The organism is Dactylosporangium sp. NPDC051087 (genome assembly GCF_055586325.1).
In genome coordinates, this window is record NZ_JBVJIJ010000001.1 from 577676 (window position 1) to 595132 (window position 17457).

The following is a 17457-nucleotide window of genomic DNA, read 5'->3' on the forward strand; positions in this document are numbered from 1 at the left end:
GGCGGTCAGACGTGACCGCCGGTCCGGGCCAGGGCGCAGATGGAGATCAGGCGGACCGTCGGCCACTCGGCCTTCGACCAGTCCACCTCCGACGTGGGCGGCAGCTGCCACTGGGCCTCGATGAGCGCGTCGCGCACGCCGGTGGCGTAGCTGGCCAGGGACACGGCGTTCGGGCCGTGCTCCGGGTCGCCGAGCGCGTCGCGGACCGAGGCCGCGTGCTGGTCGACCGCGGCCTGGAGGCCGGCGGACGAGGCGGCGGCCGCCAGGCCGGACTCGCCGAGCCAGGTCATCAACCCGTTGAGGGTCGAGCGGGCGGCGGTGTGACGGGTGGCTTCGGCGATGTCTTTGAACATGCCTCCGAGTTCGACCGGCCGGATGCCCGGTTGACCGGTGAACCCGGAGCGCACCCGTGCGGACCTCAGTTGTAACTGGGCGAGCTCGACTCGTCGGGCATCAGCACCCACAGCACGATGTAGACCACGAACTGCGGGCCCGGCAGCAGGCACGAGATGACGAAGATGAACCGCATGACGTTGGGCGACATGCCGAACCGGCGGGCGAGGCCGGAGCAGACGCCGGCGATCCAACGGTTGTCCCGGGGCCTGACCAGTCTGGACATTGCAGCTCCTTCATTCGGTGTGTGACTCAACCGTATGGATGCCCGGGGCGGCCGCCCTCCAACCTTTGACGGAACTTTGCGGTGCCGTCCACTAGGGACCCACCCGCACGGGTAGCCGAGTGGTTGCCGACCGTTGCGGGGCAGTTGACCTCCTTAGCCGGGCTGTGAGCGACCCGATACCCATTGCGTCAAGCTCACCGACGGAAGGTTTTCTCATCGTGACCCGGTTCCCTCGCCGTGCCACCGTCCTCGCCGCCGTGCTGCTCGCCGCGCCGCTCGGCTTCACGATCACCAGCACCGCAGCGGCCGCCGCCCCCGCCGCCGCGCAGGCCGTCAGCGTCGCCGGTGACGTCGTCGCCAGCGCCGACGTCGCGGCCAAGGTGTCGAAGTCGAAGAAGAAGAAAAAGAAGAAGACCACGGCGAAGAAGCCGGCCGCGACCCCGACGACCCCGGCCGTCAAGCCGACGACGCCGACCACCAAGCCGGTGGAGAGCAGCTCGCTGGAGACCGAGGTCGTCACGCTCACCAACAACTACCGCGTCGCCAACGGCTGCGGCGCCATGCGCATCGACACCAAGCTGGTCGCCGCCGCCCGCGCGCACAGCACCGACATGGTGACGAACAACTTCTTCAGCCACACCGGATCCAACGGCAGCACGTTCGTGCAGCGTGAGGTCGCGGCCGGGTACACCACCGGGGCGTCGGCGGAGAACATCGCCTGGGGTTACCGCTCGCCCAAGGAGGTCGTCGACGGCTGGATCGCCAGCCCCGGCCACAAGGCCAACATCCTCAACTGCGGCTCCGTCGCGGTCGGTGTCGGCCTCGCGTACAAGGCCGACGGGACCCCGTACTGGACCCAGGACTTCGGCCGCGTCTGAAACCCGTGTAGAAAGCTTGCGTGACCCTACGCAAAGCCGTGCTGTCGGCGGGCGTCGTCCTGGCGCTCGCCGGCTGCGGCGATGACTCGTCCGGCAAGGCGCAACAGCCCGACACGCAGCGCAACGGCGGGATCTACGACACCGTCGACGTGTGCGGCCTCGCCACCGACGACCAGCTCAAGGCCGCGCTCGGCGAGGCGCCGGGCGACAAGGAGCGCCGCGACACCGACTCGCTCAAGGCGTGCGCGGTCGACGGCGCCTCCGGCGGCTTCTACCTGTTCCTCTCGGTGGTCCGCCCGTCGATGGGCGCGTCGCAGCAGGTCGCCTACGACAGGAACGCGGCGGCCGACGCGAAGCAGATCGACGCGACCACGTTCTCGTTCGCCGACGCCGGCCAGGCATACGTGGAGACCGCCGACGGCGAGCTGGTCGTGCGGGCGTCGTTCGTCTACTACCAGGACGGCGGCACCATCACCGACGCACCGGCCGTCGTCGATCGGCTGCGCACGCTTCTCGGCGCCATCACCAAGAAAACGTAGGCGGTTCATCCGGGCCTCCTACCGTCGCGGCCCATGAGGAATCTCCGACGCATCGGTGCCGGCGCGGGTCTCGGCGTGCTGACGCTCGCGCTCGCCGCGCCCAGCGCCTCCGCCCACAGTGGACAGCACGACTCGTTCGGCCGGGCCACCCTGACCGGGTTCGCCGCGCTGCCCGCGGCCACGTTCGTCTCCGCCAGCGACCCGTCGGGCTCGCTGCTGGGCGGCACGCCGTCCAACGGGATCACCCCGCCGTTCGCCGACCAGCCCATCCAGGGCTTCAGCGGCATCGTCCGCAACGGCGACGGCACGTTCGAGGTGCTGTCCGACAACGGCTACGGCAACAAGGCCAACAGCGGCGACTTCGTCCTGCGCATCCAGCGGGTCGCGCCCGACTACGGCACGAAGACGGTCGACGTGGTCGGCGGCATCAACCTCACCGACCCCAACGGCTTCGTGCCGTTCGCGCTGACCCGGCCCGACCGGGTGCTCACCGGGTCCGACTTCGACGTCGAGTCGATCCAGCGGGCCAAGGACGGCACCTACTGGATCGGCGACGAGTTCGGCCCGTACCTGCTGCACTTCGACCGCGCCGGCCGGCTGCTGCAGGCGCCGATCCCGCTCGACGGCGTGCGCGCGCCGGAGAACCCGGCCGGGAACCCGAACCTCAACAGCAGCAAGGGCTTCGAGGGCCTTGCCCAGTCGCCCGACGGCCGGAAGCTCTACGCGCTGCTGGAGGGCACCGTCGCGGGCGACACCGCCGGGTCGCTGCGGCTCAACGAGTTCGACGTGGCGTCGGCGCGGTACACGGGGAAGCGCTGGATCTACCAGCTGGAGGACCCGGCCAACGCGATCGGCGACGCGATCGCCGTCGACGACGACCGGTTCCTCGTCATCGAGCGCGACAACGGCCAGGGCGCGACCGCGAAGTTCAAGCGGATCTACCTCGCCGACCGGCGCGACCGCAACCGTGACGGCAAGCTCGACAAGACGCTGGTCGCGGATCTCATGGACATCGCCGACCCGCGCCGCCTCGGTGGGAGCTCGGCGACCTTCACGTTCCCGTTCCAGACCATCGAGGACGTCGTCATCCTCGACGACCGCACGCTCGGCGTGGTCAACGACAACAACTTCCCGTTCTCCAGCGGGCGCACGCCGGGCCAGCCCGACAACAACGAGTTCATCACCATCCGGCTGACGGACCCGCTGCACGCGGACAAGCGCTTCCTCAGGTAGCTCCTAGGTCGGGATCAGCGAGCAGACCGCCAGCAGGCGGAGCATCGCCCAGGTCGGGCGGGACCAGTCGTCCAGGGTCTCGCCCGCGTCCCGGGCGGCGTCGCGGATCGCCGCCGCGTAGCCGGCGAGGGCCACCGGGTCGAGCAGCGTGCCGCCGAGGGACTCCCGGATCGCGGCGGCGTGCTGGTCGACCCGCGCCAGCAGGTCGGGGCGGGCGGCGACCGCCACCCGGCCGGGTCGTCCCACGGCGGACGCGAGCTCGGCCAGTCCGGCCCGGGCGATCCACGCGCGTCGGCCGGACGTCAGCTCATCGAAGGGTGCGCTCACGTTCGCGACCATAAGCCCAGCATGCGATCGGTCGCAGCCCCGACGCGCCGGGTTTGGCCCGATCGCCAAGTTCGTCCCGCCGACCCGTTGGGTAAATGGACCCGCATGGCCGATCGCGACGAAACCCCGGATGAGCGGTTCGACCGGAACTGGAATGAATTGCTCCAGGAGCTGCGGGTCGCCCAGACCGGGGTGCAGATCCTGTTCGCGTTCCTGCTGGTGATCCCCTTCAACCAGCGGTTCGCCGAGATCACGGACGTGCAGCGGGGCACGTACATCGTGACGCTGCTGCTCACCGCGCTGGCCACGCTGTGCCTGATCGCGCCGGTCAGCCATCACCGCATCCTGTTCCGCCGGGGGCGCAAGAAGGACCTCGTGACCGCCAGCAGCAACCTGGCCGCGATCGGCCTCGTGTTCCTGTGGCTGTCGGTGACCGGCGCCGTCTTCCTGGTCTTCGAGGTCGTGGTCGCCATGTCATGGGCGATCGCCGTGGGTGCCGCGCTCGGGATCTCCTTCATCGTGGTCTGGTACGTCTTCCCGACACTCAAACGCTGAGCACCTATTGACACTCCGTGTGCTGTAGGCCACAGTGGGAGCGCTCCCATTTCCCTTCCGCCACAAGGGGTGTCTGTGTGAAGCGCAAACTTTCGCTTGCCTTAGTCGCGGCGGTGCTGGTCGTGCCGATGACCGCATCCGCCGCATTCGCCGATCCGGCCGAACAGATCGTCAACGGCACCTTCGACAGCGGCACCGACCCGTGGTGGTGGACCGGCAACGCGCCGGCCTCCGTCGTGGACGGCAAGCTGTGCGCGAACATCCCCGCCGGGACCACCAACCCGTGGGACGCCATCATCGGGCAGAACGCGGTCAAGCTGGAGGCGGGCGAGTCCTACAAGCTCTCCTTCTCCGCCAGCGCCACCACGCCGGTGACCGTCCGGGCGAACGTGCAGCTCGCGGCGCCGCCATACACGCAGGAGCTCTCCGCCGCTCCGGCGCTGACCGCCACGCCGCAGACGTACAGTTACACCTTCACCGCGGCGGCCGACACCGACGCGGGTCAGGTCGCGTTCCAGGTCGGCGGCAGCGCCGTCGCGTGGACGCTGTGCCTCGACGACATCTCGCTGCAGGGAGGTGCACCGCCGCCCGTGTACGTGCCGGACACCGGCCCGCGGGTGCGGGTCAACCAGGTCGGTTACCTCACCAACGGCCCGAAGGCCGCCACGGTCGTCACCGAGGCGACCGCGGGCCTGCCGTGGCAGCTGCGCAACGCCGCCGGCACGGTCGTCGCCACCGGCACGACCACCCCCGCCGGCGTCGACGCCACGTCCGGCCAGAACGTCCAGACGGCCGACTTCAGCTCCTACGCCGTCAAGGGCGCGGGCTACACGCTCACCGCCGACGGCGAGACCAGCGTGCCCTTCGACATCGGCGTCAACGACGCCTACGAGAAGCTCCGCGCCGACTCGCTGTCGTGGTACTACACCCAGCGCAGCGGCATCGAGATCCTCGACAGCATCGCCCCCGGCTACGCCCGCGCCGCCGGTCACCTCGGCGTCGCGCCCAACCAGGGCGACACCGACGTGCCGTGCCAGCCCGGCGTCTGCGACTACCGGCTCGACGTGCGCGGCGGCTGGTACGACGCCGGCGACCACGGCAAGTACGTCGTCAACGGCGGCATCTCGGTCTACCAGCTGCTGAGCACCTTCGAGCGGACCAAGGTCGCGTCCGGTGCCCGCGCGGACAAGCTCGGCGACGGCTCGCTGCGCATCCCGGAGCACGGCAACCAGGTGCCCGACGTCCTCGACGAGGCGCGCTGGGAGCTGGAGTTCATGCTGCGCATGCAGGTCCCCGCCGGCAAGCCGCTCGCGGGCATGGTCCACCACAAGGTGCACGACGCCGCGTGGACCGGACTGCCGCTCGACCCCGCCGCCGACCCGCAGCCGCGCGAGCTGCACGCGCCGTCGACGGCCGCCACGCTCAACCTGGCCGCCACCGCCGCTCAGGGCGCCCGGCTCTTCCAGCCCTACGACAAGGCGTTCGCGGCCAAGCTCCTCGCCGCGGCGCGGACGGCATACACGGCGGCGCTGGCCAACCCGGCCCGCTACGCCCTCGTCACCGACGGCACCGGCGGCGGCGCGTACGACGACGACAACGTCACCGACGAGTTCTACTGGGCCGCGGCGGAGCTGTTCATCAGCACCGGCGAGAAGGTCTACCAGGACGCGGTCGTAGCGTCGCCGTGGCACACCGCCGACGTGTTCCGCCCGGAGGGCTTCGACTGGAAGTTCACCGCGACGGCCGGCCGGCTCGACCTGGCGACCGTGCCCAACGCGCTGCCCGACCGGGCGCGGGTGCGGCAGTCCGTTGTGGACGGTGCCCGCGGCTACCTGCAGACGCTCAAGGGCAACGCCTACAACATCGCCTACAACCCGAGCAACGGGAAGTTCGACTGGGGCTCCAACGGCCTCGTCGTGAACAACCTGGCCGTCATCGCCACCGCCTACGACATCAGCGGCGACACCGCGTTCCGCGACGGCGTCCTGACCGGCATGGACTACATCCTCGGCCGCAACGCGCTCAACCAGTCCTACGTGACCGGCTACGGCGAGCGGGCGTCGCACAACCAGCACTCGCGGATGTACGCCCACCAGCTCAACCCGGCACTGCCCAACCCGCCGGCCGGGTCGCTGTCCGGCGGCCCGAACTCCTCGATCCAGGACCCCGTCGCGGCGAAGATCCTGCCGGGCTGCAAGCCGCAGTTCTGCTACCTCGACGACATCGAGTCATGGTCGACCAACGAGATCACCATCAACTGGAACTCGGCGCTGTCGTTCGTGGCGTCGTTCCTGGCGGACCAGGGTGAGGGCGGCGCGGTCGCGAAGTCGCCGTGCACCGTGACCTACACCCGGGTCCTGGACCTCGGCGGCGTGTACATCGCCTCGGCGACGGTCCGCAACACCTCGAAGCAGACGCTGAGCAACTGGTCGCTGCGCTTCGCCTACACCGGCACCCAGAAGGTCGAACTGGCGGTCAACGGCACCGCCACGCAGGCCGGCGCCTCGGTGCAGGTCAAGCCGTGGCAGGCCAAGCTGAAGCCGGGAGAGTCGACGACGATCCTGCTCATCGGCAAGGTTGCATGGGGTCCGAACGCGGCCCCGGCGGTCTTCACCTGCGGTTGATTGGGCGGCCGCATCGGATGGGGTGAGGAAAAACGAGGGGCACCGGCCGCGACCCGGCCGGTGCCCCTCGCCCTGTCCGGGTCTCAGACCAGCCAGACGACCAGCGCGACGACGATCGCCACCAGGACGACGACCGGGACCGCGATCTTGATGATGTTGCCGGTCCCGGCCGTCTCCAGCAGGTTGACCGGCTCCGCTTCGGGTCCGTCGATGGTACGGACGGGGGCGGCGCTCTGCTCGGTGACCTGAGCGGCCTGCGCGGCGGGCGCGCTGGTGACACCGTTGGCGTCGGGCACGTTGTGGGCCGGCAGGATCGCGTCGACCTCGGCGACCTGCTCGGCCGTGGGCTCGGCGACGGCAGCGGGCTCGGCGACGGCAGCGGGCTCGGCGGCGGTGGTGGGCTCGGCGGCGACCGGCGCGGCGGCCGCAACGGGCGGGTCCGCCGCGAGCTGGGCCTCCAGGTTGGTGACGAACTGGCCGAGCAGCCGGGTGCTGATGTCGCCGATCGTGCTGCGGCCCATCTGCGCGAGGGGGCCGGCGATCGTCAGGTCCGTCTCCACGGTCACCTTCGTCGCGTCGCCCTCGGGCGTCAGTACGGCGGTGACGAGGGCGGACGCGCGGCCCTTGCCGGACGCGTCGCGGCCGCGGGCGTCGATGACCGCGCGGTGTGCGGCGGCGTCGCGCTCCTTGAAGGTGGCGACGCCCGAGAACTGGGCGGTCATCGGACCGACCTTCACCTTGACCTTGCCGTGGTACTCGTCGCCCTGCACGGAGGTGAGCTGGGCGCCCGGCATGCAGGGGGCGATCCGCTCCAGGTCGGTCAGGACGGTCCAGGTCTCGGCGAGGGGGCGGTGGACGACGAACTCATTGGTGAGCAGCATGACGGGCACCTTCTCTGAGGGCAGCGAGGAGGGGATCCAGATCGGTGAGGGTGTGGGCGCTGACCACCGCGTCGCAGTAGGGCCACGCGGCGGCCATCCCGCCGACGAGCGGCCGGTATCGGGGACTCTGGGTGCGGGGGTTGACCCAGACGATGCGGTGGGCGAGCCGGGACAGCCGGGCCATCTCGGTGCCGACCTGCGCCGGGTCGCCGGTCTCCCAGCCGTCGGAGACGATGAGCACGACCGCGCCGCGGGCCATGCCGCGCCGGCCGTAGGTGTCGTTGAAGGACTTCAGCGCGCCGCCGATGCGGGTGCCGCCGGACCAGTCGGGGGCGGCCTGCCCGGCGCGGTGCAGGGCGACCGCCGGGCGGGTCCGGGCGAGGATCTTCGTCAGGCGGGTCAGTCTGGTGGCGAAGGTGAACACCTCGGCCCGGGAGGTGCCGGCCGCGCAGTACAGCAGCTGCAGCATCGCCCTGGCGTAGGGCTCCATCGACCCGGAGATGTCGCACAGCGCGACCAGCCGCCGGGGGCGCAGGCGCGGCTCGCGCCGCATCAGCCGGACCGGATGCCCGCCGGTGCGCCGGGCCCGCCGCAGCGTGGCCCGCAGGTCGACGGCGTCGCCGAAGGCCCGCGAGCGCATCCTGCGCGTCTTGCGGGGTGGGGTGGCGACGGCGAGCCGCCGCATCAGGTCCTCCAGGGAGGCAAGCTCGTCTGGGGTGAGGGTGGCGAAGTCGCGCGACGCGAGCCGTTCCGTCGCGCTGCCCACGGTGGCGACCGGGATCTCGATCTCCCGGCCGGTGGACGCGGTTCCGGCCGGCGGCGGCCCCGCGGAGGGAGTGCTGCCGGACGTGGCGGTGGTGGTGGAGGCGCCGGTGGCGTTCGGGTCGCCACGGAAGTCGGCGACGTCGTCGAAGTAGCCGCGGAAGACGGCGTCGAAGACCCGGTCGAGGATCTCGAACTGCTCTGGGTGGCAGGTCAGCGTCGCCCGCGCGCAGCGGTGCAGCTCCGCGGTCGTGCCCGGGGCGAGCAGCGTGACCGCCCGCGCGAAGCGCTCGCTGCGGTCCGGCCCGACGGGCAGCCCGGCGTCGTGCAGTGCCGCACCGAAGGCGGCGACGAGCCCGGCTAAGTCACCCCGTGACAAGGTCCGCCAGTCCCGTCCGGCGGGCCAGCTCCTCGTCCTCGCGGTACTTCAGGACCGCGCCGAGGGTCGCCTCCGCGGACTTGTCGTCCAGGGGCAGGCCCAGCAAGCGCAGCGCGTTGGCCCAGCTGATCGCCTCGGCGACGCCCGGCGGCTTGGTCAGGTCCAGCCCGCGCAGCCGCGACACCGCGCCCGCGACCTGCGCCGCGAGGAGCTCGTCGGCGCCCGGCACCCGCCGGCGGATGATCGCGGCGACCCGGTGCGCGTCCGGGTAGCCGATCCAGTGGTACAGGCAGCGGCGCAGCAACGCGTCGTGCAGGTCGCGGGTCCGGTTGCTGGTGAGCACGACGACCGGCGGCACGACGGCGGTCCGGGTGCCGAGCTCGGGGATCGTCACCGACCCCTCCGCGAGCAGCTCGAAGAGGAACGCCTCGAACTCGTCGTCGGCCCGGTCGACCTCGTCGATGAGCAGCACCGCGGGGCGCGGCCCGGGATGCTCGACCGCGGCCAGCAGCGGGCGGCGCAGCAGGTACTCGGGCGCGAAGAGGTCCGCCTCGCGAGGGACCTCGCCGCGGGCCTCGGCCAGGCGGATCCCGAGCAGCTGGCGGGGGTAGTTCCACTCGTACAGGGCCTCGGCGGCGCTGAGCCCCTCGTAGCACTGCAAACGGATCAGCGGGGTGTCCAGCGCCGCCGCGAGGGCGCCCGCGGCGGCGGTCTTGCCGACCCCGGGCTCTCCCTCCAGCAGGATCGGCTGGCCGAGCCGCACCGACAGGAACAGCGCCGTGGCGAGCCCCTGGTCGGCGAGGTAGCCCTGCCCGGACAGCCCGTCGACCAGGTCCTCGATGGACGCCGTCACAGGTACCGGGCCGGGTTGTCGATGAACGCCCGCCGGCAGCCGGAGCCGCAGAAGTAGTACTTCACGCCCTCGTGCTCGTACTGCAGGGCGTCCGGCGAGATCGCCACGTCCATCGCGCACACGACGTCCTTGGCCACCGCGACCTTGGACACCGGCTGGAGCAACGGCAGCTCGATCCGGCCGGGCGGCGGCGCGGTCTGCCGGGGACGGCCGGCGATGACCTCGGCGAGGATGGAGAGCGCGACCTCGGGTGCTGTCCGCGCACCGATGTCCAGACCGGCGGGCGCGTGGATGCGCGACTTCTCCGCGGCCGTCAACGAAAGCTCCCCCAGCACGGCGGAGGCCCGCTTGCGGCTGGCGACCAGGGCGACGTACGGCACACCGGCCTTGACCGCCGCGGTGAGCGCCTCGACCTCGTCGCGGCCGTGCGAAGCGACCACGACCGCCGACGCGTCCAGCGGCAGCGAGGCGACGGAGCCGATGACCGCTTCCCACCCGATCGAGCGGGCCACGTCGACCATCGCGCGGGCGACGGGTGCTTCTCCCTGCACGTACACCAGCGGCGCCGGGATCATCGTCTCCAGGAAGATCTCCAGGGTGCCCCCGGACAGGCACGGGTTGGAGACGGTGAGCAGACCCTCCCGCTCATCGGAAGCGCCGTCCGGGGCGCCGTCGGGCGTGATCCTCAGCAGGGTCGACTCGCCCGTCTCCAGCAGCCGCAGCCCCTGGAGACGGACGGTGGACTCGGCGCAGGTGCCGCCGACGAACCCCTCCATCGTGCCGTCCGGCAGCACGAGGGCGCGGTCGCCCGCCTTGGCGCTGGTCGGCCGCTCGGCACGCACCACCGTCGCGAGGACGAACGGGGTGCGGTCCGCGCGCAGCCGATCGGCACGATGAAGGAGATTCGTCATGAGATCGCCAGGTCCGTTCGGATCGGGCGGCCCTGCGCGGCGCGCCACACGTTGGACGGGGTGAGCGGCATGTCGGCGTGCCGGACCCCGAGCGGCTTCAGCGCGTCGAGGACGGCGTTGACCACGGCCGCGGGCGAGCCGACGGTCGCGGACTCGCCGACGCCCTTGGCGCCGATCGGGTGGTGCGGCGACGGCGTGACCGTCTCGCCGAGCTCCCACGACGGGCACTCCAGCGAGGTCGGCAGCAGGTAGTCCATGAGCGACGCGCCGAGGTGGTTGCCGTCCTCGTCGAACGCCATGAGCTGCATGAGCGCCATGCCGATGCCGTCGGCGAGGCCGCCGTGCACCTGGCCCTCGACGATCATCGGGTTGATCCGCACGCCGCAGTCGTCCACGGCGATGAACCGGCGGACCTTGACCTGGCCGGTGGCCGGGTCGACGTCGACGACGCAGATGTACGCGCCGAACGGGTAGGTCAGGTTCGGCGGGTTGTAGACCGTCGTCGCGTCCAGGTGGCCCTCGACGCCCTCGGGCAGCTCCAGGCTGGAGTGCGCGGCCATGGCGATCTCCTGGATCGTCTTGGCCTGGTCGGGGTCGCCCTTGACGAAGAACTTGCCCTTCTCCCAGTCCAGGTCGTCCGGGGACACCTCGAGCATCGCCGACGCCACGATCCGGGCCCGGTCACGGACCTTGCGGGCCACGATCGCGGTCGCCGCGCCCGACACCGGGGTGGAGCGGGAGCCGTAGGTGCCGAGACCGAACGGGGTCTGGTCGGTGTCGCCGTGCACGACGTCGATGTCGTCGGGGGAGATGCCGAGCTCCTCGGCGACGATCTGCGCGAACGTCGTCTCGTGCCCCTGCCCCTGCGTCTGCACCGACAGCCGCAGCACCGCCTTGCCGGTCGGGTGGACCCGCAGCTCGGCGCCGTCGGCCATGCCCAGGCCGAGGATGTCCATGTGCTTGCGGGGGCCGGCCCCGACGCCCTCGGTGAAGAAGCTGATGCCGATGCCCATGTACTCGCCGCGCTGCAGCTTCTCGGCCTGCTCGACGCGCAGCTTCTCGTACCCGACCATGTCCATGGCCAGGCGCAGCGCCTTCGGGTAGTCGCCGGAGTCGTACTCCCAGCCGGTGGGCGTGGTGTACGGGAACTGCGCCGGCTGGAGCAGGTTCTTCATCCGCAGCTCGGCCGGGTCCATCTTCAGCTCGAACGCGAGCACGTCGATCATGCGCTCGACGAGGTACGCCGCCTCGGTGATCCGGAACGAGCAGGCGTACGCCACGCCGCCGGGTGCCTTGTTGGTGTACACGCCGGTGACGTCGCAGGACGCCGCCTCCAGGTCGTAGGACCCGGTGAAGATGTGGAAGAAGCCGGCCGGGAACTTCGTCGGCTGGGCGGTGCCGTTGAAGGCGCCGTGGTCGGCGAGGACCTTGACCCGCAGGGCGCGGATCTTGCCGTCCTTCGTCGCCGCGATCTCGCCGCGCATGTGGTAGTCGCGGGCGAACGCGGTGGCCGTCAGGTGCTCGTTGCGGTCCTCCATCCACTTCACCGGCTTGCCGGTGACGATGGAGCCGACGATCGCCAGGACGTAGCCGGGGTAGATGCCGACCTTGCCGCCGAAGCCGCCGCCGATGTCGGGGGAGATGACCCGGATCTTGTGCTCCGGCAGGCCCGCGACGAGCGCGTAGACCGTCCGGTGCGCGTGCGGCGCCTGGGTGGTCGAGTAGATCGTCAGCTTGCCGCTGACCTTGTCGAAGTCGGCGACCGCGCCGCACGTCTCCAGCGGCGAGGGGTGCACCCGCGGGTACAGGATGTCCTCGCCGACGACGACCTCCGACGAGGCGAAGACCGCGTCGGTCTTCTCCTTGTCGCCGGCGGACCAGTCGAAGATGTGGTTGTCGGTCTTGCCCTCCTTGTCGTCCCGGATGACCGGGGCGCCTTCGGCGAGGGCCTGCTTCGCGTCGGCGACGACGGGCAGCGGCTCGTACTCGACCTCGATGAGCTCCAGGGCGTCGCGCGCGATGTAGTGGTTGTCGGCTACGACGAACGCGACCTCCTGGTTCTGGAAGCGCACCTTGTCGGTCGCGAGCACGGCCTGGGTGTCGTAGGACAGGGTCGGCATCCAGGCGAGGCTGAGCGTCTCCAGGACCGCACCGGTGATGACGGCCTTGACACCCGGCAGCGCCTCGGCCGCGCTCGTGTCGATCGAGACGATCTTCGCGTGGGCGTACGGGCTGCGCAGGAACGAACCGTGCAGCATGCCGGGCAGGTTCACGTCGTCGACGTAGTTGCCCTTGCCCCGCACGAACCGCGCGTCCTCCTTGCGGTGCATGCGGCCGAAGCCCATGGGCGTCGGATTCTCGGTCACGGTCATGAGTTCGCCTCCGCCTTCTCCGCTGCCTCGTGCTCGGCGGCCCAGCGGACCGAGCGCACGATGTTCTCGTAGCCCGTGCACCGGCAGATCTGGCCGGAGATCGCCTCGCGGATCTCCTGCTCCGACGGGTCGGGGTTCTTGTCGAGCAGGCAGCGGGCGGTGAGCATCATGCCGGGGGTGCAGAAGCCGCACTGCAGGCCGTGGCACTGCACGAAGCCCTGCTGGACCGGGTCCAGGCCGTCGGCGCGCTCGAGGCCCTCGACGGTGCCGACCTGCTTGCCGTCGGCCATCACCGCCAGGACGGTGCAGGATTTGACGGGCACGCCGTCCAGGGTCACGGTGCACACGCCGCAGTTGGACGTATCGCAGCCCCAGTGCGTCCCGGTGAGGCCCAGCTCGTTGCGCAGGAAGTGCACCAGCAGCAGCCGGGGCTCCACGTCGCGGGTGTGGCTCTCGCCGTTCACCGTCACGGTGATCTGCATCGTCACGCCTCCTGACCCCGGGCGCGGGCGGCCGCGGCGCGCAGCGCGCGCACGGTCAGCTCGCCGGCGAGGTGCCGCTTGTAGTCGACCGGTCCGCGCTGGTCGGCGACCGGGTTGCTGTGCTCCGCGGCGATGCGTCCCGCCTCGGCGAAGCTCTCCTCAGTGGCCGGCTTGCCGACGAGGTACGCCTCGGCCTCCGCGGCGCGGAAGTGCTCGGCGCCGACCGCGGCCAGGCCGATGCCGACGGTGCTGACGGCACCGTTGCTGTCGGTCCAGATCGCGGCGCCGGCCGCGGCGACCGCCCAGTCACCGACCCGCCGCTCCACCTTGACGTACGCGGAGCCGCCACCCGGGCGGATCGGCACGCGCACCTCGGTGAGCAGCTCGCCGGCCTCGACGACCGTCTCGTAGGGCCCGACGTGGAACTCGGTCAGCGGCACGGTCCGCGACCCCCGCGGACCGTTGATCACGACCGAGGCGCCGACGGCGGCGAACGCGGCGGAGAGGTCCTCGGCCGGGTCGGCCTGGCACAGGGAGCCGCCGACGGTGCCGCGGTTGCGCACGATCGGGTCGGCGATCACCCGCTCCGCGTCGCGGAAGATGCGGTAGTGCTCCTCGACGAGCGCGGAGTCGAGCAGCTCGGCGTGCCGGGTCAGCGCGCCGATGCGCAGCTGGTCGCCCTCCACGCGGATGTAGGACAGCTCGCTGACGTCGTTGATGTCGATCAGCGCCGTCGGCCGGGCCAGGCGGAGCTTCATCATCGGGATCAGGCTGTGACCGCCGGCGATGACCCGGGCGTCCTCGCCCCACTGGGACAGCAGGTCGAGGGTCTGGCTCACCGTCGTCGCTTTTGCATATTCGAATGCGGCGGGTACTTGCATCGCGCCTCCGCGTGAGGAGTTCGTTCGGGCACCAACGGGAGAATGTTCGTCCTAAAGGCGACATTGAACAACACCCGATGACAAAAATTCTTCATGTGAACCATAGCTACGGTTGGGCCCATGGGTCGTCAGAGGCATGGTTCCGGCATCGTCGAGGCGGTCGACGGCGGCGTCGCTGAGCTGCGCCCCGACGACGGGCGGCCGGGCCGGTGGACGCTGCTCGTCGACGGGTATCCGCAGTCCGCCGTCGACCTGGAGGATCCGGGCCGGCTCGACTTCGAGTACATGCGCCGCCTCGCGTCGATCGTCGACGGGGTCGCACCCGCCGGCGCCCCCTTGTCGGTGCTGCACCTGGGCGGCGGCGCGCTCACGATGGCCCGCTACGTCGCCGCGACCAGGCCCGGCTCGTCGCAGCGGGTCGTCGAGCTCGACGCGGCGCTGATCGACCTCGTGCGCCGGGTGCTGCCGCTGCCGCGCGGCGCCGACATCCGCGTCCGGGCCATGGACGCCCGCGCCGCGGTCGAATCGATGTCCGGCGGTCGCTTCGATCTCATCATCGTCGACGTGTACCGGGGTGCCCGGGTGCCGGCGCACCTCGCTTCGCTGGAGTTCCTGACCGCCGCGGCGAGGCTGCTGCGCCCCGGCGGCGTCTACGCGGCGAACCTCGCCGACGGCTCCGGGCTGCCGTTCGCCCGGGGGCAGGTCGCCACGCTCAGGTCGCTCTACAGCGACGTCTGCCTGCTGGCCGAGCCGTCGGTGCTGCGCGGCCGGCGCTTCGGCAACGTCATCCTGGCCGCGTCGTCGGTGCCGCTGCCGGTCGCCGGGCTGGCCCGGGCCGGCGCCGCCGACGCGTTCCCGGCGCGGCTCGTGCGCGGCGGCGACCTGGACCGGCTGGTCGCCGGGGCGAGAGTGGTGACGGACGCGGTCGCCACCGAGTCTCCCGCGCCGCCGCGCGAACTTTTCTGATATAGCTACTGCCCAGTTCCCGGGAAGATCCTTAGGCATCGTTCAGTAAGCGCTTACAGTCGCGGAATGCTCGAATTCGCCACCGTTGCCGCGTCCCGCCGCTCGACCGCGGAACGCGCCGCCCTGATGAGCGACCCCGGTTTCGGTCGCGTCTTCACCGATCACATGGTCACCGTGCGATATGCCGAAACGAAGGGCTGGTATGACGCGCGGCTCGAGCCGTTCGGCCCGCTCTCGCTCTCGCCGGCGACCGCCGCCCTGCACTACGGGCAGGAGATCTTCGAGGGCCTGAAGGCCTACGCGCAGCCCGACGGCGGCGTCGCCCTCTTCCGCCCCGACGCCAACGCCCGCCGCCTCAACGTCACCGCCGGGCGGCTGGCCATGCCGCAGCTGCCCGAGGAGCTGTTCCTGCGGTCCATCGAGGTGCTGGTCGACGCGGACCGGGAATGGGTGCCCACCCGCGAGGGGCAGAGCCTGTACCTGCGCCCGTTCATGATCGCGACCGACCCGTTCCTGGGCGTGCGGCCGTCCCTGGAGTACCTGTTCGCCGTCATCGCCTCGCCGGCCGGTTCCTACTTCGCGGGCGGCGCCAAGCCCGTCACGATGTGGGTCACCCAGGAGTATTCGCGGGCCGCGCCCGGCGGCACCGGCGCGGTGAAGACCGCGGCCAACTACGCCGCCAGCCTCCTCGCCCAGGCGCAGGCCCAGGAGGCCGGCTGCGACCAGGTGGTCTTCCTCGACGCGGTCGAGCGCCGGTACATCGAGGAGGCCGGCAGCAACAACCTCTTCTTCGTCTACGACGGCGAGCTGGTGACCCCGCCGCTCAACGGCTCGATCCTGCCGGGCGTCACCCGCGACTCGGTGCTGCGGCTCGCCGCCCACCTGGGCCTCACGGTCACCGAGCGGCCCTACAGCCTCGACGAGTGGCGCGAGGACGCCCGCTCGGGCCGGCTGAAGGAGACCTTCGCCAGCGGCACCGGCGTCGTCATCAGCTCGATCGGCACCGCCCGCACGGCGGACGGCGAGTTCAGCATCGCCGGAGCCGTCGAGGGCCCCTTCACCGCGAAGATCCGCGACACGCTCGTCGGCATCCAGCGCGGCACGGTCGAGGACCCCTTCGGCTGGCGGCGCACCCTCTAATACATCGAGAGATGCACGTGGTTGGTGTGGTCGCTGGACGGGTCGCCGTTGCCGCCGCTGTATGAGTGCCAGCCGGCGGCCGGCGTCCACACCTGGCGGAACCAGATGACGTAGAGCACGCCGAGCGCGCTCGCGTTGCGCACGAAGAACGCGGCGAGGTTGCCGCCGTAGGTCTTGTCCCCGCCGGTCGCGACCCCGCCGAAGCCGCCCGCCTGGGCGGCGAAGTCGCACGCACGGCCCTTCGGATGCTCATACGGTCCGGAGGGCCGGAAGCACGAGTAGTAGCGCGTGAAGCCGGCCTTCTGGGCCTCCTTCGCCGCGTGGATGGTGCGGGGCGTGACGCAGCCGGTCGTGGTCGGGTCGTCGATGATGCAGTTCTCTTTCGGCCACGAGCCGTTGGCGTTGCGCGGCGCCGGCGTCGCCAGGGGCGAGTTGACGTTGACGTAGCCGTTGGCCCGGCCGCCCATCTTCACCAGGGCCGCCTCGGCGTCTTTCTTCTTCTTCGCCATGACGTCGGTCTGCGCCTGCTGCTGGGCGACCTCCGCGTCGACGGCCTTCTTCGCCTCGCCGAGCTCCCGCTGCAGTTTGGTGAGCTCGGCGATCTGCCGGTCGTTGTAGCGGGCGATGGTGTTGACCATCATCGTGCGCTCCATGAACGACTCGGCGTTGTCGCTCTGGATCAGCGCCGCGGCGGTGCGGACCCCGCCGGTGCGGTAGGCGGCGCCGGCGATGACGTTGACCTCGGCGAGGATCACGTCCAGCTGGCGCTGCATCGCCTCGACCTTCGTGTTGAGCTCGGCCTGGCGCTGCTTGGAGACCTCCAGGATGCCCTGGGCGTCGAGGAAGTCACCGTTGGCCTTGTCCAGGAGCTCACCGAGGGTCATGTTGGCGGTGCCCTCGTCCGGTGCGGCGGTCGGATCGCCGGGCGCCGCGCCGGCCGGCACCGCCCACGCACCGATCATGACGAGCGCAGCGAGCAGCGATGCGATGATGCGCTTGCGCAACGGGATCCCTTCCGCGGGGCAGGTCAGCCGTCAGATTACCGACTGCCTCCG

18 protein-coding genes are annotated in these 17457 nt (G+C 71.2%); 7 read left to right on the forward strand and 11 right to left on the reverse strand.

Features of this window, described 5'->3' with window-relative positions:
- Window positions 1–5 precede the first annotated feature (5 nt).
- Together ACZ6TV_RS02675 and ACZ6TV_RS02680 are read right to left on the reverse strand one after the other, a co-directional pair.
- Window positions 6–353 (reverse strand): DUF6401 family natural product biosynthesis protein, encoded by a 348-nt coding sequence (locus ACZ6TV_RS02675; RefSeq protein ID WP_465294559.1) that lies wholly within the window; start codon window positions 351–353, stop codon window positions 6–8.
- A 65-nt stretch (window positions 354–418) separates the two neighbouring features.
- Window positions 419–619, reverse strand: coding sequence for a PspC domain-containing protein (locus ACZ6TV_RS02680; protein WP_465294561.1), 201 nt, complete (start codon window positions 617–619; stop codon window positions 419–421).
- Window positions 620–837: 218 nt separating this feature from the next.
- Between ACZ6TV_RS02680 and ACZ6TV_RS02685 the strand changes: the two genes are divergently transcribed.
- Genes ACZ6TV_RS02685 through ACZ6TV_RS02695 form a run of 3 tightly spaced genes read left to right on the forward strand, consistent with a single transcriptional unit; the run spans window position 838 to window position 3269 of the window.
- A complete protein-coding gene (locus tag ACZ6TV_RS02685) occupies window positions 838–1497 on the forward strand; it encodes a CAP domain-containing protein (protein WP_465294563.1) in 660 nt (219 codons plus the stop codon).
- Between the two features lie 20 nt (window positions 1498–1517).
- Window positions 1518–2036 (forward strand): hypothetical protein, encoded by a 519-nt coding sequence (locus ACZ6TV_RS02690; protein WP_465294565.1) that lies wholly within the window; start codon window positions 1518–1520, stop codon window positions 2034–2036.
- 33 nt (window positions 2037–2069) lie between these two features.
- Window positions 2070–3269, forward strand: a complete 1200-nt coding sequence (locus ACZ6TV_RS02695) for an esterase-like activity of phytase family protein (protein ID WP_465294567.1) — start codon at window positions 2070–2072, stop codon at window positions 3267–3269.
- 3 nt (window positions 3270–3272) lie between these two features.
- Here ACZ6TV_RS02695 and ACZ6TV_RS02700 read toward each other — a convergent pair whose 3' ends face one another.
- Window positions 3273–3596, reverse strand: coding sequence for a DUF6401 family natural product biosynthesis protein (locus tag ACZ6TV_RS02700; RefSeq protein WP_465294569.1), 324 nt, complete (start codon window positions 3594–3596; stop codon window positions 3273–3275).
- Window positions 3597–3701: 105 nt separating this feature from the next.
- Between ACZ6TV_RS02700 and ACZ6TV_RS02705 the strand changes: the two genes are divergently transcribed.
- Both ACZ6TV_RS02705 and ACZ6TV_RS02710 read left to right on the forward strand, forming a co-directional pair.
- Window positions 3702–4151, forward strand: coding sequence for a DUF6328 family protein (locus tag ACZ6TV_RS02705; RefSeq protein WP_465294571.1), 450 nt, complete (start codon window positions 3702–3704; stop codon window positions 4149–4151).
- Window positions 4152–4279: 128 nt separating this feature from the next.
- Complete coding sequence (locus tag ACZ6TV_RS02710) at window positions 4280–6775, forward strand: glycoside hydrolase family 9 protein (protein ID WP_465294572.1); 2496 nt, start codon at window positions 4280–4282, stop codon at window positions 6773–6775.
- Between the two features lie 83 nt (window positions 6776–6858).
- On the opposite strand, the gene ACZ6TV_RS02715 is transcribed toward ACZ6TV_RS02710, so the two are convergent.
- Genes ACZ6TV_RS02715 through ACZ6TV_RS02745 form a run of 7 tightly spaced genes read right to left on the reverse strand, consistent with a single transcriptional unit; the run spans window position 6859 to window position 14296 of the window.
- Window positions 6859–7656, reverse strand: coding sequence for an SRPBCC family protein (locus tag ACZ6TV_RS02715; RefSeq protein WP_465294573.1), 798 nt, complete (start codon window positions 7654–7656; stop codon window positions 6859–6861).
- Window positions 7640–8797, reverse strand: a complete 1158-nt coding sequence (locus ACZ6TV_RS02720) for a vWA domain-containing protein (protein ID WP_465294575.1) — start codon at window positions 8795–8797, stop codon at window positions 7640–7642. The genes ACZ6TV_RS02715 and ACZ6TV_RS02720 overlap by 17 nt, the downstream gene beginning before the upstream one ends.
- A complete protein-coding gene (locus ACZ6TV_RS02725; protein ID WP_465294577.1) occupies window positions 8784–9650 on the reverse strand; it encodes an AAA family ATPase in 867 nt (288 codons plus the stop codon). The genes ACZ6TV_RS02720 and ACZ6TV_RS02725 overlap by 14 nt, the downstream gene beginning before the upstream one ends.
- Window positions 9647–10561, reverse strand: coding sequence for an XdhC family protein (locus ACZ6TV_RS02730; protein ID WP_465294579.1), 915 nt, complete (start codon window positions 10559–10561; stop codon window positions 9647–9649). The genes ACZ6TV_RS02725 and ACZ6TV_RS02730 overlap by 4 nt, the downstream gene beginning before the upstream one ends.
- Window positions 10558–12933: an aerobic carbon-monoxide dehydrogenase large subunit gene (locus ACZ6TV_RS02735; RefSeq protein WP_465294581.1), complete on the reverse strand. Its 2376-nt coding sequence runs from the start codon at window positions 12931–12933 to the stop codon at window positions 10558–10560. Before ACZ6TV_RS02735 ends, ACZ6TV_RS02730 begins: the two co-directional genes overlap by 4 nt.
- Window positions 12930–13415, reverse strand: a complete 486-nt coding sequence (locus tag ACZ6TV_RS02740; RefSeq protein ID WP_465294583.1) for a (2Fe-2S)-binding protein — start codon at window positions 13413–13415, stop codon at window positions 12930–12932. Before ACZ6TV_RS02740 ends, ACZ6TV_RS02735 begins: the two co-directional genes overlap by 4 nt.
- A 2-nt stretch (window positions 13416–13417) precedes the next feature.
- A complete protein-coding gene (locus ACZ6TV_RS02745) occupies window positions 13418–14296 on the reverse strand; it encodes an FAD binding domain-containing protein (protein WP_465294585.1) in 879 nt (292 codons plus the stop codon).
- 120 nt (window positions 14297–14416) lie between these two features.
- Between ACZ6TV_RS02745 and ACZ6TV_RS02750 the strand changes: the two genes are divergently transcribed.
- Window positions 14417–15262, forward strand: a complete 846-nt coding sequence (locus ACZ6TV_RS02750; protein ID WP_465294587.1) for a spermidine synthase — start codon at window positions 14417–14419, stop codon at window positions 15260–15262.
- A 66-nt stretch (window positions 15263–15328) separates the two neighbouring features.
- Window positions 15329–16402, forward strand: coding sequence for a branched-chain amino acid aminotransferase (locus ACZ6TV_RS02755; protein ID WP_465294589.1), 1074 nt, complete (start codon window positions 15329–15331; stop codon window positions 16400–16402).
- Here the strand turns inward: ACZ6TV_RS02755 and ACZ6TV_RS02760 are convergent.
- Entirely contained in the window at window positions 16399–17406 is a 1008-nt protein-coding gene (locus ACZ6TV_RS02760) for a coiled-coil domain-containing protein (RefSeq protein WP_465294591.1), read from the reverse strand. The genes ACZ6TV_RS02755 and ACZ6TV_RS02760 overlap by 4 nt on opposite strands.
- Between the last annotated feature and the right edge of the window lie 51 nt (window positions 17407–17457).